Origin of the sequence: Micromonospora sp. LH3U1, from assembly GCF_028475105.1 — a bacterium.
Lineage (GTDB): Bacteria > Actinomycetota > Actinomycetes > Mycobacteriales > Micromonosporaceae > Micromonospora.
This window is the reverse complement of sequence record NZ_CP116936.1, coordinates 1,261,635-1,281,281: the sequence shown is the minus strand read 5'-3', so window position 1 is coordinate 1,281,281 and position 19,647 is coordinate 1,261,635. Positions and strand designations below refer to the sequence as shown.

The window sequence follows — 19,647 nt, the reverse complement described above, 5'->3', positions numbered from 1 at the left end:
GCTGCTTCATATCAGGTTCAGGCAATCGTTCGCCGGATAAGTCGTTTGGTCAGAATGTGGAGCCGTATGGGCCAGCCGAGGGTACGTGGCTGTAACCCGCAATCAGTAGCATCGCGGCATGCAGTATCGCCAGGAGTACGTGGATCCCCAGACGCAGTTCGTTGACGCTCAGTCGCCACCTGAGTCGACTGAGGCGCCGCGGCCGCGGCGCCGCCGCCCTCGATGGCAGAAGGTCGCCCTGATCACCTTCCTGGTGATGGCGTTGCTCGGCGGCGGCGGTCTGATCGCAGGCGGGCTCTACTTCCGCTCGATCAATTCCGACATCCAGCGGGTGGACGCGTTCGCCGACGTGCCCGAGGAGGGCCGTCCGCAGGCGGCGGCCAAGGGCGCGATGAACATTTTGATTCTGGGCAGTGATTCCCGTGACCCGGAGGGCACGACCGGCTCGCGTACCGACAGCATCATCCTGGCGCACGTGCCGAAGGATCGGTCCAGTGCGCAGCTCGTCTCGATCCCTCGGGACACCTGGGTGCCGGTGCCGAAGTCGAAGAACGGTAACAACGGCGGCCGGGATGCCAAGATCAACGCGGCCTACGCCTGGGGCGGGGTGCCGTTGATGGTGCAGACCGTGGAGAAGTTCACCGACGTGCGGATCGACCACGTCATGATCATTGACTTCGCCGGGTTCGTCGAGATCATCGACGCACTGGGCGGCGTCGACATCGACTCGGAGAAGTCCTTCACCTCGATTCACGAGCCGTTCCGCACTTTCCAACAGGGCAAGCAACGGATGGACGGCGCGGCAGCGCTGGACTACTCGCGGCAACGCAAGCAGTTCGCCGACGGCGACTTCGCGCGCATCCGGCACCAGCAGCAGGTGATCAAAGCAATCCTGGACCGAGCGGTCTCCGGCGGCATCCTCACCAACCCGGCCCGGCTCAACTCGTTCGTCAAGGCGTCGTCCAGCGCGGTGTCGGTGGACGAGAAGATGTCCCTGCTGGACATGGCGACCGACCTGCGCAACCTGCGCGGCGGAAACCTGACCTTCCTGACCAGCCCCACGAAGGGCACCGGACGGGTCGGTAGCGAGAGTGTGGTCTTCGCGAACACCGAGAAGGCCAAGACGTTCTACGGTGCCGTTCGGCGCGACGCAGTGGCGGAGATCCTGGCCAACGGGAAGTAGGGCTTGCAATTGTCCTTCCGGCTCTGGCGGCGCAGCTGAACGGCTCATATCCTGCGATCGCCCGATGGCGCGACATGCATGGCCGAGGGTAGTCACGGGGGAGGAATCGTTCATGTCACGCCATTCGGCGGTTAGGTATTCGAGCACGCCCGACGGGGCCCCGGAACAGTCAGCGGTTCCACAGCAGTCAGCGGTTCCACAGCAGTCGGTGGCTCCTGAGCAGGACGCGGCGGGCAACGCGGCGGGCAACGCGGCGACCCTTGCCGCGATGCCCCGCGTCGAGCGGCCCGAGCCGGCGGTTGCCGCACCTACGGTTCCCGGTCTCGACACGACCGCGGTGCTGCCCTACGCCAGCTCCCGGGCCTCGACCGGCACACGTTTTCTCCGCGCGTGGATGATGACGGCTCCGATCGACGTCATCGCGCTGCTGACCCCGCTGCTGTTGACCCAGCACTACTGGCGCGGGACGCTGGCCAACACCGCGCTCACGGTGGCCATCTTCGCGGCGGGTGGGCTCTACCGGGCCCGCCGTCACGTCAGCATTCTTGACGAACTGCCGATCCTCTGCGGACGGCTGCTGGCTTCGGCCGCGGTGGTGGCCATCATCGCGGCCGAACGCCACGCCTCGGTGGAGTACGTGACCGGCTTCATGCGCGGCGTTGCGCTCTCCGCCGTGCTGGTCATCGCCGGCCGCGCGCTCAGCAGGAAGTTCACCATCGTCGCGCGTAGGCGGCGGTGGGTGGAACACAACGCCATCATCATCGGTAGTGGTCCGATCGGTGTGGAGCTCGCCCGGCTGCTGAGGCGCTACCCCCAGTACGGCCTGCGCTTCGTTGGCTGCGTCGACGCACCGTCCCGGCAGGACGCCGGGTCGGTTCCGCTGCTCGGCACCCTCGACAACGTCGAACAGCTCGTCAGGCTGCTGAATTGTGACGTCCTGGTCATCGCTGACCCGGACTGCACCGAAGCGACCCTGATCGAAACCCTGCTCCAGCCGCTCACCTCGCGCTGCGACCTCTGGGTGGTGCCGCGCCTCTGGGGATCCCGTTCCCAGGCTGGCTATCCCGACCACATCGGCGCCATCCCGATCGCCAAGATCGGTGACACGACCCTGTCCGGGCCACGCTGGGCCATCAAGCGGGCCTCCGATGTCTTCGTCGCCACGATGGCACTGGTCCTGCTGAGCCCGGTGCTGCTGCTCTGCGCGATCGCGACGTTCATCGACGGCGGTCGGGGCATCTTCTTCTACCAGGAACGGATCGGCCGCTACGGCAAGCCGTTCAATGTCATCAAGTTCAGGTCGATGCGCCCGGTGGATGAGCAGGAGTCGCAGACGAACTGGTCCATCGCGCATGACCGACGGGTCGGACCGATCGGGCGGTTCATGCGCCGTACGTCACTGGACGAGTTGCCTCAGCTCTGGAACATCGTGCGCGGTGAGATGAGCGTGGTCGGGCCGCGGCCGGAACGTCCGCACTTCGTGGAGAAGTTCTCGGCCGAGTACCCCAACTACGCGATGCGCCACCGGGTGCCGGTCGGGCTCACCGGGCTCGCGCAGGTCAGTGGCCTCCGTGGTGACACGCCGATCTCCGACCGGGCGAGGTTCGACAACTACTACATCGAGAACTGGTCGCTCTGGCTCGACGTCAAGGTGGTGCTCCGCACGGTCGCGGAGGTGTTCCGCGGTGGTGGTCGCTGACCACCACCCCTGGCAACTTCCCCTGAAGGGGCGCGGCCGGGCAACCCGTTGTCACCAGGATCCTGTGACCGGGTTACCCGGCCGCGGCATGTCCGGCCCAGCGCCGGCAGCGACCCGGTCGCGGGCGGGCAAGGGGCTGAACGTCAGTCGCGCACGAGCAACGGCAGCATCTTCGGCTTGTACCCTCCGCCGACATAGCGCGCCGGGTCTGCTTCCAACACCGAGGCCAGCAGCGTGCCGATGACGTCACGGAAGTCCGTCGTCGCCTTGAGGTCACCGTCATCCAGGTCGGTCAAGCTCGGCTGCTCGCCGTAGAGCCCGCCGGCGACCTGGGGACCCAGCACGAAGACGGGTCCGGCGGTGCCGTGGTCGGTGCCGTCCGAGGCGTTCGCGCGGACCCGCCGACCGAACTCGCTGTAGACGACCACGGTGACCCGTTGACCGGCCTCGGTCCGCGCCAGCCTGCCAACGAAGCTGGCCAACGCCTGATCGAGTTGGCCCAACAGCAACTCGTGGCCAACTCGCTCCGCCGCGTGCGTGTCGAAGCCACCAAGGCTCACCGAATACACGCGCGTGGGGACCCCAGCCTCGACACATTGCGCCACGCGCGAGAGCTGTTCGGAGAGGACGTTTGCGCCGCCCGTACTCGTGGCGGGAATGTCAGGTCGGACGACGGCACCCGACGGGGCGCCCGTAGCTGTGGCACCCTGGATGAGCTGGTCGATCTTGATGAGATTCGCATACGAATCCGCGGCCCGCGCCTGCATCTCGGATTCGTGCGGCTCCCTCCGCCCCAGCACCTCGACCATGTTCGGGGTGACTCCGGCCGGCAACTTGAGCCCACCGATACTCACGCAAGCTCCCGTACGGGTCTCCCCCGCGAGTAGCGGCGGGAGCATGGGCTCGAAGCTCACCGCAGCCTCTGGGGCGGCATTGGTGCCGTCCAACCATCGGCCCACCCACCCGGAGTTGGCGGGACCGCTGGGTGAGGCGCTCTGCCAGATGTCCATGGATCGGAAGTGACTCCGATCCGGCTTGGGATACCCGGCACCGAGGACGACGGCCAGCTGCTGTTGGCTCCACAGCAGACTCAAGCCCTTCATCACCGGATTCAACCCCAACGAGTCGTTCAGCCTGAGCACTCGATCAGGCGCGTAGGCCAGCTCGGGTCGGGCCGCGTAATAGGCTGAGCTCGCGTAGGGAACGACCGTGTTGAGGCCATCGTTGCCACCGTAGAGCGTGACGACGACGAGCTTCGGCGTCTTCCGGTGATCTTCGCGGCTCGCTGCGTCACTCGCGGTGCCGAAGAGACCTGCCAGGTCCAGTTGCGCCGCCCCGGCGACGATGGCGGCACCCCCGGCAACGCCAGAAGCAAGGAGGAACCTGCGCCGGGTCACTGCGTCCATGTCACGTCACCAGATATTCCGGGCTCGCCAACCCGAGGGTCAACAAACGCTGCGGATCGGTTGTGGCCTTCAGGGCCGCGTACGTCCTGTTGGTCCAGGTGTCGATGGTGAGAATGTGCGCCATGCTCTCCGGCGTCAGCCGTTGAGCATGGACCAACTGAGCGATCCGACCGGCAAAGTTCAGGCGGGTGTGCGCCGCCCCGACGGTCAACCACTCGGCTCCTGCCGGCCACCCCTCGACACTCGGGGGCGCGAACGGCAACTGCCCCAGCCGCTCCAAGCCGTTGAGGGAATAGTCCAGCATGTCGTCGGACAGTTCCCCCGGCCGCAGACCCAACTGCCGCATCGCGCCGACGAACCATTCTGTCGGCTGCTTCACCAACGTGCCGGCGCTGGCCAGGAATGCGTCGTCCTCAAAGAGCTTCCGCAGCATCGAAGCAGAGTTGGGAAATGCGTACACCATGCTGTCCCGGGTGGACTTCGGAATCGGCTCGGTCGACGAGGCATAGCGGAACCAGAGCCGCTCGGCGATGTAGGCAGGGCAGCGGTCCTGCTTGAGCAGGTAGTCGACAAGCGAGTGCGCGTCGAAGTTCCTCGTCACGCCGAGGATGTTCTTCTTTCCGGCGTCGTGCGCGGCAGGGCTGAAGAAGGTGCGGGCCCCGTCGTAGTCAATCTTCCAGCCGGTCAGTGCTCGGCCTGCCGCTTTCACGTCCCGTTCGGTGTACCTGCCGATGCCGAGCATGAAGAGTTCCATCAACTCGCGGCCGAGGTTCTCGTTGGGTGCGTCTCGCGTGTTGGTCTGCCCATCGAGCCAGGAGACGAGCGCCGGATCGGTGATCATCTTGTGGGCCATCACCGCGAAGTCGAGCGAGCTGCGCAGACTTCGATGCTGCAGGAACATCAACTGTGGGCGGATCACCTTCCGCACCGAGGTGGCCCAGTGCCCGTGCCAGAAGAACCACAGCTTCTCGCGGGTCTGGTGGTCAGCAACCGTGAGGCGATCCAACCACCACTGGGTGATCCGCTTCGTCTGCTCCCAACGCTCGACACTCGCCTTGGCCCGTTGGGCGTCGGTCGGGTTGGACAGGCCGGCCAGGGGATCCGGTTCGAGCACAGGCATAGGAGACAGCAGAGCGCCGACGTCCGGCGCTGTCGGGGCCGTGAGAGTAGCGACGGTGGCGTCGTACCCTGCAATTTTTGCCGCAGCCAGCTCAGAGGGCGTGGGACCGAAGCCGGCGCGGCGAAGTAGCAACGCGAGGTCGTCGGCCATGCAGGTAAATGTATGCGACGCCGCTGGCACGTTCCAACCCGAGGGCGATCGCCTTCACTGCCGGTGGCGCAACCTCCGATCCGGTGCCCGCGCCGCCCAGGGTGGTACCAGGATCAATGGCTCAAGCCGGGCCCGTCGACCCGTCGCGCGCCACGAGCAATACCGCTCGCCCGGTCTCGAACGTGTAGGTCTGCCGCACCTCGTAGCGCTGACCGATGTATTTGATCTTCCAGCCGGGCGCGGACAGCGGGTCCTTCTGCGCTCCGTAGACGCCTGCCGCCGGGCCGATGAGCCAGATGCGGTTGGCCTTGGCCAGCCTTCCCTGGATGTCGGCGAACTCGGTCGCCTCCAGCGTTCCATTGGCAGCCGCGGTCTGCTTCATCAGGATGTCCGGTGGCTGGATTGTCTGCGTCCACTCCAACTCAGCGAGGTAGTGCGTGAGGGTCGGCCGCATCGACCAGGCGAAGTCGGTGTAGACGACGACATCACCGGTGGCCGCGTTGTCGTGGATGGCGGAGGCCATGGTGCGGGTGTCCGGCGCGTTGTGCGTCTGCCGGACCGACTTCTGCACAGGCAGCGAGAGGAAGACGAGCGCTCCCACGACCGCCACGGCGCGTACGAGCCACGGCAACACGGCAACCGCACGCAGACGGTCGGTGGTGACGGTGGCAGCGGCCAGCACCGCAACCGGCGCGAGGAGGAAGATGCCGTAACGCGGCACCCACACCGGCGCGATCAGCGAGGCCCCGATGACCGACGACGACCGGCACCGTGCTGAGAGCGACAAGCTCGACGTATCGACGGGTTGGTAGGACGAAACAGGCGGCGACGGCGAGGAGCAACAACAGGTATCCGACAGCCGGACTGAACGCGACATCGCCCGGCAGTTCGGCGACGGTCTTCCAGGTCGGTGTCTGCACCCAGTGCAGCTGGGAATACCGCTGGCCTCTGCCCAGCCAGATGAGCGGTGATACGACCACCAGCGCGGCACCTATCGCGGGAAGCGCCCGCCACAGCCGGCGATCACGCTCTGGCCACCACGCCATCGCCAGAATCACCACGTGTGCGGCCAGCACGGAGAGCGCGACCAGATGGAAGATCCCGGTGAGAGCCAGGCAAAGGCCATATCCCGCCCAACGCCACCAGGTGGGGGTCTGCACGGCGGTCAGCAACAGCAGGGATGAGAGTGTCGCGAAAAGGAACGCGAACGCGTAGGGCCTGGCCGTGTGGGCGAAGAACACCAGGCTGGGTATCGCCGAGCAGATGATGCCGGCCAGGATTCCAGCCGCCGGCCCGGCGACTCGCCGGCCGATCTCGGCGGTCACCCCAGCGCCGGCGGCCATTGCCAGGAGCGAGGGCAGGCGAAGGACAACATCGGACTCGCCACAGACCGTCACCAGGACATGGAGCACCAGGTAGAAGGGCGTGATGACCGCGTCCTTGTAGCTGGCCAACTGGATGAGCTCACCGAACGACCGGGTCGCGGCGGAGAGCGTCGCGCCCTCATCCCAGTCGAGCGGAACGCTGGTCAGCGAATAACCGGCGACCACCAACATGACGGCGAAGCCGATGCCAAAGGGAGCCAAATCGCTCTTTCTGGAGCCCACCAATTTCCCCTACCCCGTGAAGTCGCAGAGAGACTAGCGAACTGGCCAGGCCGGCCCTGCGGGCACTCGCCCAGAATTGCTCGACGGCGAGGTGTCAACCTGTTGGATTGGTGGCGAAGATAACCGGTCTGCGTCGGCCATCGACGAAACGATCGTTGTTCGCCCTGGCGATCAACGACTGTTCGGCGTGATGGGCGTGCGGAACTGTCGTGGGCCCGGGGGCGCAACACTGACCTCGGGGCTGGTGAGCCGGGTCAGGCTCGCGTAGTCGCCGTTGAAGACGTTCTTGCTGTAGTTGCCGGGCTGGGAGGGGTCGCCGGGCGCGTACTGCCAGATGGTCTCCCTGGTCCAGCCGGCGGGTAGCGGCGGCCGGGTGGAGGTGTAGCCGGCGATGTCCAACAGGAGGCCACCGAAGGAGGCGTCGTTGTTGGTGCAGGGATTCCAGAAGTTGGTGTTCGTGTAGATCATCATCGGTCGACCGATGCGCGCCTTGACCTGGTTGGTGAACACCCGGACCCAGTTGGTGAGCTCCGTGGGGGTCAGCCCGTAGCAGGTCGGGGCGCCGGCCCAGTACGGCCACTCGAAGTCGAGCATGGGCACGAGCGTGCGCGAGTCCTTCGCCCACTGCATGTTGTTGATGAAGTAGTTGGCCTCCCCGACGGGGTCCCGTCCGTCCGGCCGCGCGAAGTGGTACGCGCCGACGAAGAGACCCGCCGCCTTCGCCGCCGCGAAGTCGCCCTTGAAGTAGGGGTTGAGGTAGTCGTTTCCCTCGGTCGCCTTGATGTAGGCGAACTTGTTCCCCTCGGCCGCCACAGCACTCCAGTTGATCGGGCCGAGGTTGTGGTCATTGCTGGAGACGTCGATGCCGCTGATCGTGTAGCCGGCAGGTGGTGCCGCCAGCGCGGACACCGGGATCTTCCGCACCCCCGGCATGGCGCCGGCGTTGGCCCGGCCACCACCGTCAGGAGGCGTCGCCGCGCTCGCCGCCTGCGGCGTGCTGAGCAGGCCGACTGCCAGCACGGATGAAACCAGCACAGGAATCCATTTTCGTGACATGGGTAGCCCGAATCTCCTTGCTCAGGAGCCAACGTCTCGCGGCCTGGTCAGCGAGACGCGGGCGTCGCTTGGACCGGCCCATCAACCGGCGCGAAAGGACGTTCGCACCTTACGCAACCGAAGGTCATCCGCGCTGCCCCGGACTGACCCGGATTGGGAACCAGGTCGAGGATGGACCCAGGATCTCAGGCAATCCCTGCTGACCTCGAAAATAGGTCAGCGGTAGCAGCGGCACAGTGCCTCACATTTTGGCCACGCATGGGGTTAATCAATCGTAGGCAGTTCGACACGCTACGTCATTGGTGCAAGGGTCACCGGCTCGTCGGGGCAGAGTCGCGGCGTTGGCGTCAATCAGTCCGAACGGCTGAGCCATCGATGGCTCCTATCGACGAAGATGGGCTGCGTCTTTGCCGAAAGGCGACGACCTTCAAGTGCGTCCGTTCTGGACGCTGACCCAACGGGGAGTCTCACGTGTTCCAACTTCGCCGAGCTGGTCGCTCGGTCACGGCCGGGTTCGCCCTCGCCGTAGTCGCGGCTGCCGCAACGATCTCCAGTGGCGGTGCCGCGTATGCCGCCCCGTCGGACGCGAAGAAGCTTCCGAGGGCCCAGTCGGTCGCCGACAAGGGTGCCATCAAGGACAGCTACATCGTGGTCCTGAAGGACACCAAGGCCAAGCCGGCCGAGGTCGACGCCAGCGCCAAGTCCCTCTCCACGCGGTACGGCGGCGCCGTCTCCCACACGTACACGCGCTCGATCCGGGGCTACGCGGCCCGGATGAACGCCGCGCAGGCCAAGAAGCTGGCCACCAGCTCCGAGGTCGCGTACGTGGAGCAGAACCGCAAGGTGTCGAAGAGTGACACCCAGCTCAACACGCCGTCGTGGGGCCTGGACCGTCTGGACCAGATCTTCGCGCCGTTGAACAAGCGGTACACGTACCCGAACACGGCGAGCAACGTGCACGCGTACGTCATCGACACCGGCATCCGCATCTCCCACCAGGAGTTCGGTGGCCGGGCCAGCTACGGCTACGACTTCGTCGACAACGACGCGGTCGCGGACGACTGCGACGGGCACGGCACGCACGTCGCCGGCACCGTCGGCGGCACCAACTACGGCGTGGCCAAGGCCGTCAAGCTGGTTGCCGTGCGGGTGCTCGACTGCGAAGGCAGTGGGACCTACGCCGGTGTCCTGTCCGGCATCGACTGGGTGACGACGAACGCGATCAAGCCGGCAGTCGCCAACATGAGCCTCGGTGGTGGCGCCAGCTCCGCGATCGACGCCGCAGTGGAGGCCTCCATCTCCTCCGGCGTCACGTACGCCGTTGCCGCCGGCAACAGCAACGACGACGCCTGCCTGGAGTCGCCGGCCCGTGCGGCCTCGGCGATCACCGTGGGCGCGACCGACGAGGTCGACTTCCGCGCCTTCTTCTCCAACTACGGCACCTGTGTGGACATTCACGCGCCGGGGCACAACATTCCGTCGTCGGTGGCCTCCAGCGACACGGCGACCGCCAAGTACAGCGGGACCTCGATGGCCAGCCCGCACGTCGCGGGCGCCGCGGCGCTCGCGCTGTCCGCGAACCCGACCTGGACGCCCCTGCAGGTGCGCAACAACCTGGTCTACGGCGGCACCCGGCGGGTCGTTCGGAACACGGCCGCGTTCAACACGAGCGACGTGATGCTGCGCATCGGCACCACGGCGGTGCCGCAGGTCACCGGCCTGCGTGCCCTGGCCAACGGCAAGAACGTCTCGGTGGGGCAGGGCGGCACCCAGCCGCTGAAGGCCACCCAGGCCCCCATTCAGATGGGTGACCTGGAGAAGTTCACCATCGTGAGCGCCGGCACCAACTACATCGCGTTCTCGTCCTGGGCGAACGGCAAGTACGTCAGCGCCACCTCCGGCGGCGCCGGCTCCCTGATCGCCAACGCCAGCACCATCACGGACGCGGAGCGGTTCCAGGTGGTGATGCAGGGCGACGGCACGACCACCCTGATCGCCAAGGTCAACGGCAAGTACGTCACCGTGCCGTCGGACGGGGCCAGCCCGCTGATCGCGAGCTCCACGACCGTCGGTACGGCGGAGAAGTTCATCTGGGCCTCGCCGTCGGCAGTCGTCGCCCTACGCGCTGGGATCAACAACAAGATCGTAACCGCGGCGAGCGCCACGTCTCCGCTGATCGCCAGCGCGACCGCGATCACCCACGTGCAGAAGTTCGACATGCTCGACCTGGGGGACGACGGCGTCGCGCTGCGGTCCCACTCCAACTGGCGCTTCGTCACCGCGACGAACGCCAGCCAGCCGCTGATCGCCAACTCCACCACGCTCGGCACCCCGCAGTCGTTCTACCTGTACCACTGGGGTGACGGCACCATGGGGCTGCAGTCCCAGGTCAACTACTTCTTCGTGCAGGCGCCGAACAGCGGCAACTCGCCGCTGATCGCCAACCTGAACCCGGACACCACCTACCCGGGCACGTCGACGGAGTTCACCCACGAGGTCATGACCGTCGGCTAAGCATCATTGCCTGACGGTCGCGTCCTGACGCGACACATGCAAAGGGGCCGCCGAGACACGTGCGATACGTGTCTCGGCGGCCCATCTGCGTCAGGAGGCGTCTACCTCTGATCGGGAGGAAAGCGAGGCGTAGGCCGCCTGCAGCTGCCGACGAACCGCCGCCGAGCTGTGGTGTGCCACGACCCACTCACGTCCGTTCGAGGCGATGCGCTCCGCCCTCTCCGGCGAGGACAACAGCGCGCTGACCGCCGCGATCCAGCCAGCTGCGTCGTCGGCAACGCTGACGTGAACACCGTCCTGCACACCGGCGCGGTCGGCCACCATGCTGGTCGTCACACTCGGCACGCCGGCGGACATGGCCTGGATGAGCTTCAACTGGACGCCGGTGCCCCGGAAGATCGGCGCGATGGCAACGGCAGCATCCGCGTAGTGGGGCTCGACCGCGGGCGCGTTGGCATGGAGCTCGATGCCGTTCCCGACCAGCGCCTGAACCGCCTTCGGCGGATCCGTGCCGACGATCCTGAGCCGGGCGTCCGGGACCGCGTCGCGAATACCCTGCCAGCACTCGCGCACGAACCACATGAGGCCGTTGACGTTCGCCTCGTAGCTGAGCCGACCGACGAACAGGACCGTCGGCGTGATGCGGCCTTCCTGGCGCTGAACGGAGAAGTCGCAGGGGCTCCGGACGAGGAAGGTGTTGGGCCGTTCCTGGCCGGGCAGGGACGGCGCGGACAGCATCAGGGGAACCCCCATGCTGACCAACTTGTCTTCCCGCGCCCGCATCCGGCCCGCCTCGACACGACCCAACGCCTTCCACCCGAGGTTGGACCCATGGGAGGCCAGTTGCTCGTAGTACTCGCTGCGGAACTCGTCCAGGTCCACGATGACCGGCGTTCGACCACAGGCCTCGACCAGGTGGACGGTACGGAAGACGTTGAGGTGCACCACGTCCGGCTGGAAGTCGTCCAGCTCCCGCCGAAGAGCGTCGGTGAGCGCCTTCGGGCTCGCATAGCCCGTCTGCAGCGAGACTCCGGTGGAAAGTGCTCGCGCGGAGCGCAGCATGGAACCGACGAACGGGTTGGCGACGAGGGTCCGGTCCTTGACCGGCAACTGCTCCGCCAGCCGCGCCTCTTCGTCGTCGTGCGTCAGTGCCAGGAAGCGGACGTCGTGCTCGGCGGCGAGCATCTCCAGGATCACGAGGCTACGCGGGCGAACCGATGCCGGGATCCAGGGCGCTACAAACAAAATCTTCAAATCGGCAGTCTCCTTAGAGCGGACGCGAGGAGTCGCTGACCCCGCGTGCCATGCTTCGCGAAATAGACATCCATGCCGTCCCGGTACAGGTTGTTCTTGCCGACCGCAGCGGTGCTGGTGCTCTCCTTGTGTTCGGCGACACTCATTCCGACCGACGCGACGCCCCATCCAGCCGCCGAGAGCCGCGTGCAGAGGTCGACGTCCTCGAAGTAGAGGAAGAAGCCGGGGTCGAATCCGCCGATGGACCGGAAGGCATCTCCCCGTACGAGCATGCAAAAGCCGGACACCCAGGCGGCCTCGCGCACCTCGGCGGCCGGCTTGACATCGAGATACTCAAGCATCTTGAACCTCTTGCGCAACGGCGCTGCACGAGCCAGATACTGCTTCAGGCCCTTCGGCACGAGGTGGTCGACTTTCAGCGCCGCCAGCCATTCCTTTGCCATGCTCGGCGCCGGCCCCGCCGAGATCCCGAAGCGCCCGTCGGGGTAACGCATGAGCGGCGCGACCACACCCAGCTTCGGGTCATCGTGCAGAGTCTCCGTGAGGGGCGCGAAGGACTCGGCGGTGATGTGGCAGTCGGGGTTCAGGAGGAAGTAGGCGTCGGCGTCGGGGATGGTCTCCGCTGCGGCGTTGATGGCCTTGCCGAAGCCGACGTTCGGCAGCGAGATGACCTGGTACCCGAAGGACTTCGCGACCTCGACGCTGTCGTCCGTGGAGGAGTTGTCCACGACCACGACATGGTCCACAGGCAGGGCCGCCAGGCAGCCCAGGCTCAGGGGAAGCTCCCGGGCCGAGTTGTAGGAGACGATGATGGCTGCGATTTTCACTGTCGACCCGCTATCCCGTAGGCGTCGAGGTACGAGCGGACCGTGTCGTCCCAACGGAACGTCCGCTCGATGTGTGCGCGGGCACGCCGACCACGCTGGGCGGCGTCCTCCGGTGATTCGACTGCGCCCCGGACGGCTGCCGCGATCTCGTCAGCCGTCGACGCGATGAACACCATCGAGGCGTCTCCGCGTACTGACTCCGCCGGCCCTTTCGAGGTGATGACGGGGCAGCCGAGGGCCATGGCATGTGCCACCTTCATCAGCACACCGCCGCCCACGATCGACGGCACGACGACGGCGTGGGCGTCGAGCATCTCCGACTGGAAGTCGGGCACCGCACCGGTCACCACCACTCGGCTGTCGCTCTCGCCGAGGCCGATCACGTCGGCGGTGGGTTCGGCCCCGACGATTCTGAGTTCGGCTTCCGGCAGGCTCTGCCACACCATCGGCATCACCTCGCGCGCGAGAAACTCGGCGACGAGTACGTTCGCACGCCGCCACATGGCCCCGGCAAACACCAGTCGCGGTCGGTTCGTCGCGGGCGGCGGCGACCAGGACCGATCCCCGACGTGGATTCCCGGCCGGGCGAGCACGGTGTTCGCGTTGTACGTCGCGGCGACCGCGAAGTCCGCGTCCGACAGGGTGATGACGGCCGCCGCCTGCCGGATCGCCGCACGCTCGAACCGTCGCGTTCGCAGCAGCTCGGCGAGACGGTACGGCCGTTCCAGGCCGGATGACGCCCGGTACGACTCCAACATGACCTTCTCGGTGATGTCGTGCAGGCCGAGCACCGACGCCCGGCTGAGCCCGACGACCTCGGCAGACTGCAGATACTCCGCGTGCACGACATCAGGCCGAATCCGACGGATCAGCTCGGCAACCTCCTGTGTGGCCTCCCGCGGCCACGCCTGGCGGAGCCACGCCGGTTCGACCCGGAGACGGTCCAGGTGGCTCGGCCGAGCAACGACCCCGGAGGGCAGCAACGTGTACTTCAGATCGTCCCGCTCGGGTACGGCGGTGTTCTCCGGTGAGTACACGAAGAGGTCGACCTGTTCAGCCAGCCGCGGGGTGAGCTGCACGATCGTGTCGGCCGCGGCATGGTTGTGGTGGCCGTTGGGCGCGAATGGGGTGAGCAGCAGGACGCGCATCAGCCCAGCCGCTTCAGGAGCGTCGTGACGAACCCTTGCGCGACTCGTCCCTGGGCTGCGACTCGCCCGGCGGCCTCCCGGAACTGCTCGGGCGACGCGGCAGCCGCAGTCGCCTTCCGGTAGAGCGTTTCGGCATCGACGTCCGGCGGCACCACGTACTCGCTGAGCCCCAGATCGACGAAGGCGTCCTGGACCTTCCGCTCGTACGCGATGGCCACCGTGGGAACGCCGATCGCCACAGCCAGGAGGGCGGCGTGCAGGCGGGTGCCGAGGACGAGCTGATTCGTCGCGAGCGCCTGCAACCAGGTACGGAGGGCCCCGGCGAGAGGCTGGCTGCCGTCCAGCGGGGTCGAGTCCAGGTCCAGCAGGTCGCGGAAGGCGCGCTCGTAGATCACGCGGTCGTCCTCGCCGTGTGCTCCTCGACCGAAGGCCATCGGAAGGAAGGTGCCCGACCATCCCTCCTGGCGCAGCCGGGAGGCACAACCGGAGGTCGCCGCCAGCAGAGGGCCTTCCAGCTCCGGCGCGAGCGGCCGCATCGACAGCGCGAAGCGACGACCGGCGACGACCGGCTCCAGCTCGGGCAGCGGCAGGGTGTACGCCATGTCGCCGATGACCTCGGCGCTGGAGCCGAAGTGCGACGCGGTTCGCTCGTCGCGCACACCGACGCCGACACACGAGGCGCCGATGACACGGAGCAACTGACGACCGAACGGCGTTCCGCCCTCCCGGACTCCGACGCCGACCGTGGCTACGGGCGTCCCGGCAATCTTGGCCATCGCAACGATCCGGGCGAACATCGGCAGAGTGCCGGGCCAGGACAGGTTGGGGGAACGCTCCTGGAAGACCGTTCCAGGGCCGAGGAGCAGCAGGTCGCACGACTTGATCGCGCGTTGTACCGCAACCTGACGCTCCGAGGCACCGCGAGCCCGCAGCACGGGCATGTGCTCCGTCTGCACGCCGTGGAGCTCGGCGACTCTGTCGGGGTTGGGTGAGAAGACCACGAACGACGCGTTCTCCTTGACCGCGCGGACGCAGGTGATGAGCGAGTGGAGAAGAATCTCGTCTCCGAGATTGTCCGATCCGAACCACCCGACTATTCCGACCCTCACATGTCCTCCGTCGTCGCGGCCTGCAGCTGAGCTGCGGCCCTCCGTTGAGCCAACAATCTGGCGATGGCCAGAACAAGAATGACGCCGCCCAGGATGAAGGACGCTGGGGTGGGTTCCAGTACAGCGAGTAGTGCGGCGAGTGCCGCGACCGCCGCCGCCACGATTCCGAACGACATCACGACAGGCCGCACCAGTTCCTTTATCCGCAAGAACCAGAGCAGCGACGCCGCCACGATCAGCTCGTTCAGCACCATCGCCGTTGCGGCGCCAAAGGCCCCGTACCTGCCGTCGAGTGCGACATTCAGTCCGACGCTGCCACAGATGCTCAACACAAGAACCACCAGCCGGCTGGAGGCGCGGCCCTGGGAAAGCAGAATGGCGGACAGGCCGAAGTTGCCGAATCGCAGCGCGAGGAAGAAGGTGAGCACCATCGCCAGAGTCGGAATGTTGCCCGCCTGGTCGCCGAACAACACCGCAGTCCCGATCGGGATTCCGATGAACATGACGCCGGCAGCGCCCATACCCGCGAGCCCGAAGAACCTGAAGATCGTGAGCGGGTCGTTCGACTGGGCGTTCCCGGACGACCGGCGCGGCGCGGCGTAGGCGAGCGCGCCGACGCCCATGGACGCCGCGACCTGGACCACGGGTCCGACGATCGCCGCTGCCGAAACGTATTCTCCGACTTCCGCGGCGGCGACGAAGAACGCGAGCACGAAGACGTCGCCGCGGAAGTAGAAGAGGCCGAAGAGGTCGGCGGCAAAATACGGCAATGCCTGCCTGATGTGCTGGACCGACTGGATGCCGCGTGACTCCCGAAGCGCAGGCAGGATTCGCACGATGAGAAACGCCGCAGCTGACCGGAGGACGGCCGCTATCGACATGTAGACGGCAGCGTCGCGGAGGGTGAGCCCGTCCATGAGCCACACGTCGGCCGCACACGCGCCGACCAGCAGGAGGCCGGCGGACACATTCGTGAGCGGTTCTGCCCAGGCCGAGGGCGTCCCTCGGATGAGGACCCACGCCGTCTCGTTCCACTGTTCGAAAAGGCTGGCTACGAAGATCAGGAAGAAGGCGAACTGCGCTTCCCGGGGAAGGACCACGCCGATCAGCGGGTAGGCGACGGCGGCGGCCACCATCAACGCGACGAAGCGCCCGCAATGGATCCGCGCGACCACGGGCGGCGACACCGTCCCGGCGGCGGCCTCCCTGGTCAGGTAGGTCGGCAGGCCGAGGGAGAGCGCTGCGGCGGTGAAGGATGCGATGAGCGTGGCGAGCCCGTAGAAGCCGACGGCTTCGGTGCCGGCGCCTCTGGTCAGCAGCGCCATGACCACCAGGGTGGTCGACCGTGTGGCCAGGGTGGAGATTCCCAGCAGGCCCGACACGATCGTCAGGGACGGGCGTCGCTTCTCCGGCGTCTTGACCTCAGTCGCGACCATAACCACTCGCAACCTTCGCAGCTCGCGCCCGGGCGTAGAAGTAGCCGACCACCAGCGCCAGTATCAGAAAATATGGCCCCTGCATAAGTCCCCAGCCCGTCATGCCGATCAGGACAAGGCCCGGCAGCGCACTGACCAGAACCCTGGGTGCCAACTCTGAGGTCCGCACCCGAAACACGGAGTGGATGGCCGTCGTCGCGGTCAGCACGAACGGCAGCCAGAGGAGCAGCGCGCCGATGATGCCCACCTCCGCGGCGCTCAGCAACAGCACGTTGTGTACGGGCACACCACTGGCGGTGAGTCGATCGGTGGCACCGGCGATGGCAACGTAGCTGTTGGGCCCCACCCCTGCCCACGGATGGGCCTGGATCACATCCCAGGCGACCTGGAGCAGGTGTTGACGGTCGCCGCCCTCGGGGTCCGCCGTGAACCGTTCGATCAGCCACGGCACCGACACCAAGCCGAGCACGCCGGTGATCCCGACGACCACGAAGTATCTCTTCTGCCAACGCCCGGTGACGAACTCGAGCACCACCAGGATGAGGATCATCGAGACCACGGCCGCGAGGACCGAGCGACTCTGGGTAAGGGAGACGCCGAGGAAGACGACACCGAGCGTCGTCCAGGCCACCCACCGTTGCCGCACCGTCTTCTGCGGCAGGGTCAACGCGCACATGCCGCAGAAGAACAGCAGCTTCGCCAGTTCGCCCGGATGGCTCGTCAGGCCCGTGGCGCGGCCAAGCACGTCCAGCGACTGCTGGCCGGCGATGCGTCGCAGTGGAAGACCGATCACCGCCATCGTGATCGCGAAGAGTTGCAACCACGCCACGGCCGCGAAGGCCCAGAGCAGGACCGAGTTCCTGCGGTCCGCGCGTTCGGCCGTGACACCGATGGCGAACACGATCGCTGCCAGGCAGAAATGCAGCAGGCCGCTCACGGTACGCAGGGACGAGTCCCACGAGAGCACGGCAAACAGGATCATCCAGCCGAGAAACGGCACCCACGGGAAGAAGGCGCGGAGGAGTTGACGACGCGTCTGCATCCCAATCACCACCACGGCAGCCGCGATCGCGATCGTGTAGGTGTACAGCGTCGGCGTGCCCGTCGCCACGCCGCTGTAGATCACCACCTCGGAGGGGGCGAGGGCGATCGGCGCCAACCCGAGCGCCGCCACGAGCACTGCCAACGCGGCGACGATGCGTTGATCCGGGTCGGATCGCAGGCTCTCGACGAACGCCCGGCCGGCCGAGGTCAGTTGCGTGACCACGCTCGGGGCCCGATGACGGCCCATGGGACGAGGTCGGGACGTCGTGTCGCCGAGGCCCTCAGCCGGGTCAACGTTTGTCTGGATTGGCACCTGACTGCCGCTGAGCCGGGTTGTCGGGGCATGGCTTGGATCACCCTGCGGATGACCATCGCCGGTGCCGGTGAACATGACAATCTCCGTATCAGCGTTGGTCGACCAGTCACTAGCCAGGGCTGCGCTGGTCATGCGGGGTTCACTCACGCCGTGAGGCCAGGACTGTGGGGTGGGACTCCGGAACCGATGACGATCAGCTCGGCCGAAACTGTGCTTCGGGCGCTCATCATAGGGGTGGTGCCGACAACGAACATAGGGCCGGGCGTGAGCCGCTTTCGGGGTGCGCGGGAAGCCACCTTGCCATCATCGTTGGTACGTCTTACCGACTCCCTGATGCCCACCGCAGCCCCTGGTCGAATCGATACGAGATGGTCCTCCCGGCCGCCGACCCGAAGGCTCGTTCGTTAGAAACGCGCGTTGTCACGAACGGAGTTGACCACGCGCCGAATGTCATTCATGTATGTCGATGGTGCGGTCATTCGCAGCACCAACTGGCGGTCGATCGCACCGTCCGGGTCGGACCGCCAGAACGCGACGACAACGATGCCGTACCGCTGGGCGCCGTTCAGTTTCACGGTCTCGGCCAAGACGACGTACGGCCCGGCGCTGCGCCATTGCAGCCCCCACGCCTCCTCGGCCTTACGCAGGGCGTCGCGCTGCTCCTCTTTACAATCACGACAATCGCGGACGATCAACTCGCCGCCGATCTCCGAGTTTTCCCCGATCGAGGCACCGCAGTTGTACTCGATCTGCCCCTCCGCGCTGCCGCCGGGGGCGCACTCCCAGTTGGCCGGCGCCAGGAACTTGAAGCCCAAGCCATCAGGGTTCTGTGCTCGTACCGCCCCGTTTTCCACGAAGACGGGCCACTTGGGCCAGTCCCCCGGCCGCGGCGGCTCCAGGCCGGGCTGCTGCGGTGGCGCGGTCGGCAACGAGCCCGTTGCGCCAGACTCGACCACGCCGGTGGGTGTGGGGCTCGCCGTAGGCTCGGCCTTCCCCTCGAAGCCGGTGAGCGCGAAGGCGGTGCCACCGCCGACGAGGGCCACGACCAGGGCGGCGATCCCGATCCAGAGCCCGGTGCGGCGCGGGCGTGGCTGGGAGGGCCGGATCCGTTGGGCTGGCGAGCTGAACGGGTCGTGCGGCGGGACGCGGACCGGCGGGACGAACGTGTCGGCGCTCGGCCCGCTCACCGGGGAGATGTGCGCGGCCGGCGGTGCCGAGGTCACCGCGGCCGGCGAGACGGGTACGCCGGAGATGGGGTGCGGGGTCGCGGACACCAGCTGACCGGGGATCGGGCCGGTCTGCACCGCCCATGGGGCCTGCGGTCCGCCGGAGACGGGCTGCGGCGGGGCCGACACGGGCGGGGCGGACACCGAGGGCGGGGCGGACGTCGGTGGGGCCGCCATCGGGGCGGGGGTGTAGTCGACGCCGAGGGCCCGGAACAGCTTTTCGGCACCGGGGCCCGCCTCGGCCGGGTAGGCCACCCAGGGCGCGGCGGCGGAAAAATCGGCGTACGTGTAGGGCACCGGGTCGGGCGACTGGGCCAGCAGGTCGGCGGCCCCGGCGAATGCCTCACGCCAGCCGGGTGTGGCGGCCACGGTGGCCTCAAGCACCGCAACAGTGACGAATCGGCCCTGCTCGTCGATCGCGGCCCACGCCTTCCCCACCGGAGACCCGCCGAGCGCGTGGGTGAACCTGTAGGGGCCTTCCGGCTGCATGCGCACTCCTCCGTTGAACCGCCGTGCGGATAGTACCGACCGTGGGCCAACCCGGCCTGCCCC

15 protein-coding genes are annotated in these 19,647 nt (G+C 67.1%); 3 read left to right on the top strand and 12 right to left on the bottom strand.

Annotation, left to right across the window (positions count from 1 at the left end):
- Positions 1-118 precede the first annotated feature (118 nt).
- Both PCA76_RS05930 and PCA76_RS05925 read left to right on the top strand, forming a co-directional pair.
- Entirely contained in the window at positions 119-1,183 is a 1,065-nt protein-coding gene (locus PCA76_RS05930; protein ID WP_442930205.1) for an LCP family protein, read from the top strand.
- A 268-nt stretch (positions 1,184-1,451) separates the two neighbouring features.
- Positions 1,452-2,882 (top strand): sugar transferase, encoded by a 1,431-nt coding sequence (locus PCA76_RS05925; protein WP_336298072.1) that lies wholly within the window; start codon positions 1,452-1,454, stop codon positions 2,880-2,882.
- A gap of 143 nt (positions 2,883-3,025) precedes the next feature.
- Here the strand turns inward: PCA76_RS05925 and PCA76_RS05920 are convergent, their stop codons facing one another.
- The 5 genes from PCA76_RS05920 to PCA76_RS05900 all read right to left on the bottom strand — a co-directional run bounded on the left by PCA76_RS05920 (position 3,026) and on the right by PCA76_RS05900 (position 8,200).
- Entirely contained in the window at positions 3,026-4,288 is a 1,263-nt protein-coding gene (locus PCA76_RS05920) for a DUF1501 domain-containing protein (RefSeq protein WP_272615874.1), read from the bottom strand.
- Between the two features lies 1 nt (position 4,289).
- On the bottom strand, positions 4,290-5,558 hold the full coding sequence (locus PCA76_RS05915) for a DUF1800 domain-containing protein (RefSeq protein WP_272615872.1): 1,269 nt from the start codon (positions 5,556-5,558) through the stop codon (positions 4,290-4,292).
- 121 nt (positions 5,559-5,679) lie between these two features.
- Entirely contained in the window at positions 5,680-6,081 is a 402-nt protein-coding gene (locus PCA76_RS05910; protein ID WP_272615871.1) for a hypothetical protein, read from the bottom strand.
- The gene (locus PCA76_RS05905) at positions 6,044-7,165 is read right to left on the bottom strand and encodes a glycosyltransferase family 39 protein (RefSeq protein WP_272615870.1); all 1,122 of its coding nucleotides are present in this window, start codon (positions 7,163-7,165) and stop codon (positions 6,044-6,046) included. The genes PCA76_RS05910 and PCA76_RS05905 overlap by 38 nt, the downstream gene beginning before the upstream one ends.
- A gap of 171 nt (positions 7,166-7,336) precedes the next feature.
- A complete protein-coding gene (locus PCA76_RS05900; protein ID WP_272615868.1) occupies positions 7,337-8,200 on the bottom strand; it encodes a GH25 family lysozyme in 864 nt (287 codons plus the stop codon).
- Positions 8,201-8,692: 492 nt separating this feature from the next.
- On the opposite strand from PCA76_RS05900, the gene PCA76_RS05895 reads away from it, so the two are divergent.
- Complete coding sequence (locus tag PCA76_RS05895; RefSeq protein ID WP_272615867.1) at positions 8,693-10,735, top strand: S8 family serine peptidase; 2,043 nt, start codon at positions 8,693-8,695, stop codon at positions 10,733-10,735.
- A 90-nt stretch (positions 10,736-10,825) separates the two neighbouring features.
- Here the strand turns inward: PCA76_RS05895 and PCA76_RS05890 are convergent, their stop codons facing one another.
- From PCA76_RS05890 to PCA76_RS05860, 7 genes are all read right to left on the bottom strand, one after another.
- The gene (locus PCA76_RS05890) at positions 10,826-11,920 is read right to left on the bottom strand and encodes a glycosyltransferase family 4 protein (RefSeq protein WP_272615865.1); all 1,095 of its coding nucleotides are present in this window, start codon (positions 11,918-11,920) and stop codon (positions 10,826-10,828) included.
- Positions 11,921-11,985: 65 nt separating this feature from the next.
- Positions 11,986-12,816, bottom strand: coding sequence for a glycosyltransferase family 2 protein (locus tag PCA76_RS05885; protein WP_272615864.1), 831 nt, complete (start codon positions 12,814-12,816; stop codon positions 11,986-11,988).
- The gene (locus PCA76_RS05880; RefSeq protein ID WP_272615863.1) at positions 12,813-13,964 is read right to left on the bottom strand and encodes a glycosyltransferase family 4 protein; all 1,152 of its coding nucleotides are present in this window, start codon (positions 13,962-13,964) and stop codon (positions 12,813-12,815) included. The genes PCA76_RS05885 and PCA76_RS05880 overlap by 4 nt, the downstream gene beginning before the upstream one ends.
- Positions 13,964-15,073: a polysaccharide pyruvyl transferase family protein gene (locus tag PCA76_RS05875; RefSeq protein ID WP_272615862.1), complete on the bottom strand. Its 1,110-nt coding sequence runs from the start codon at positions 15,071-15,073 to the stop codon at positions 13,964-13,966. The genes PCA76_RS05880 and PCA76_RS05875 overlap by 1 nt, the downstream gene beginning before the upstream one ends.
- Complete coding sequence (locus PCA76_RS05870) at positions 15,070-16,509, bottom strand: oligosaccharide flippase family protein (RefSeq protein WP_272615860.1); 1,440 nt, start codon at positions 16,507-16,509, stop codon at positions 15,070-15,072. The genes PCA76_RS05875 and PCA76_RS05870 overlap by 4 nt, the downstream gene beginning before the upstream one ends.
- Entirely contained in the window at positions 16,496-17,944 is a 1,449-nt protein-coding gene (locus PCA76_RS05865; protein ID WP_272615858.1) for an O-antigen ligase family protein, read from the bottom strand. The genes PCA76_RS05870 and PCA76_RS05865 overlap by 14 nt, the downstream gene beginning before the upstream one ends.
- Before the next feature lie 329 nt (positions 17,945-18,273).
- Positions 18,274-19,584: a hypothetical protein gene (locus PCA76_RS05860; protein ID WP_272615857.1), complete on the bottom strand. Its 1,311-nt coding sequence runs from the start codon at positions 19,582-19,584 to the stop codon at positions 18,274-18,276.
- Positions 19,585-19,647: the final 63 nt, after the last annotated feature.

Coding starts and splice junctions, on each gene's coding strand:
- PCA76_RS05930 (WP_442930205.1), top strand. CDS start 119: ATGCAGTATCGCCAGGAGTACGTGGATCCCCAGACGCAGTTCGTTGAC.
- PCA76_RS05925 (WP_336298072.1), top strand. CDS start 1,452: ATGCCCCGCGTCGAGCGGCCCGAGCCGGCGGTTGCCGCACCTACGGTT.
- PCA76_RS05920 (WP_272615874.1), bottom strand. CDS start 4,288: ATGGACGCAGTGACCCGGCGCAGGTTCCTCCTTGCTTCTGGCGTTGCC.
- PCA76_RS05915 (WP_272615872.1), bottom strand. CDS start 5,558: ATGGCCGACGACCTCGCGTTGCTACTTCGCCGCGCCGGCTTCGGTCCC.
- PCA76_RS05910 (WP_272615871.1), bottom strand. CDS start 6,081: ATGGCCTCCGCCATCCACGACAACGCGGCCACCGGTGATGTCGTCGTC.
- PCA76_RS05890 (WP_272615865.1), bottom strand. CDS start 11,920: ATGCTCGCCGCCGAGCACGACGTCCGCTTCCTGGCACTGACGCACGAC.
- PCA76_RS05880 (WP_272615863.1), bottom strand. CDS start 13,964: ATGCGCGTCCTGCTGCTCACCCCATTCGCGCCCAACGGCCACCACAAC.
- PCA76_RS05870 (WP_272615860.1), bottom strand. CDS start 16,509: ATGGTCGCGACTGAGGTCAAGACGCCGGAGAAGCGACGCCCGTCCCTG.
- PCA76_RS05865 (WP_272615858.1), bottom strand. CDS start 17,944: ATGTTCACCGGCACCGGCGATGGTCATCCGCAGGGTGATCCAAGCCAT.
- PCA76_RS05860 (WP_272615857.1), bottom strand. CDS start 19,584: ATGCAGCCGGAAGGCCCCTACAGGTTCACCCACGCGCTCGGCGGGTCT.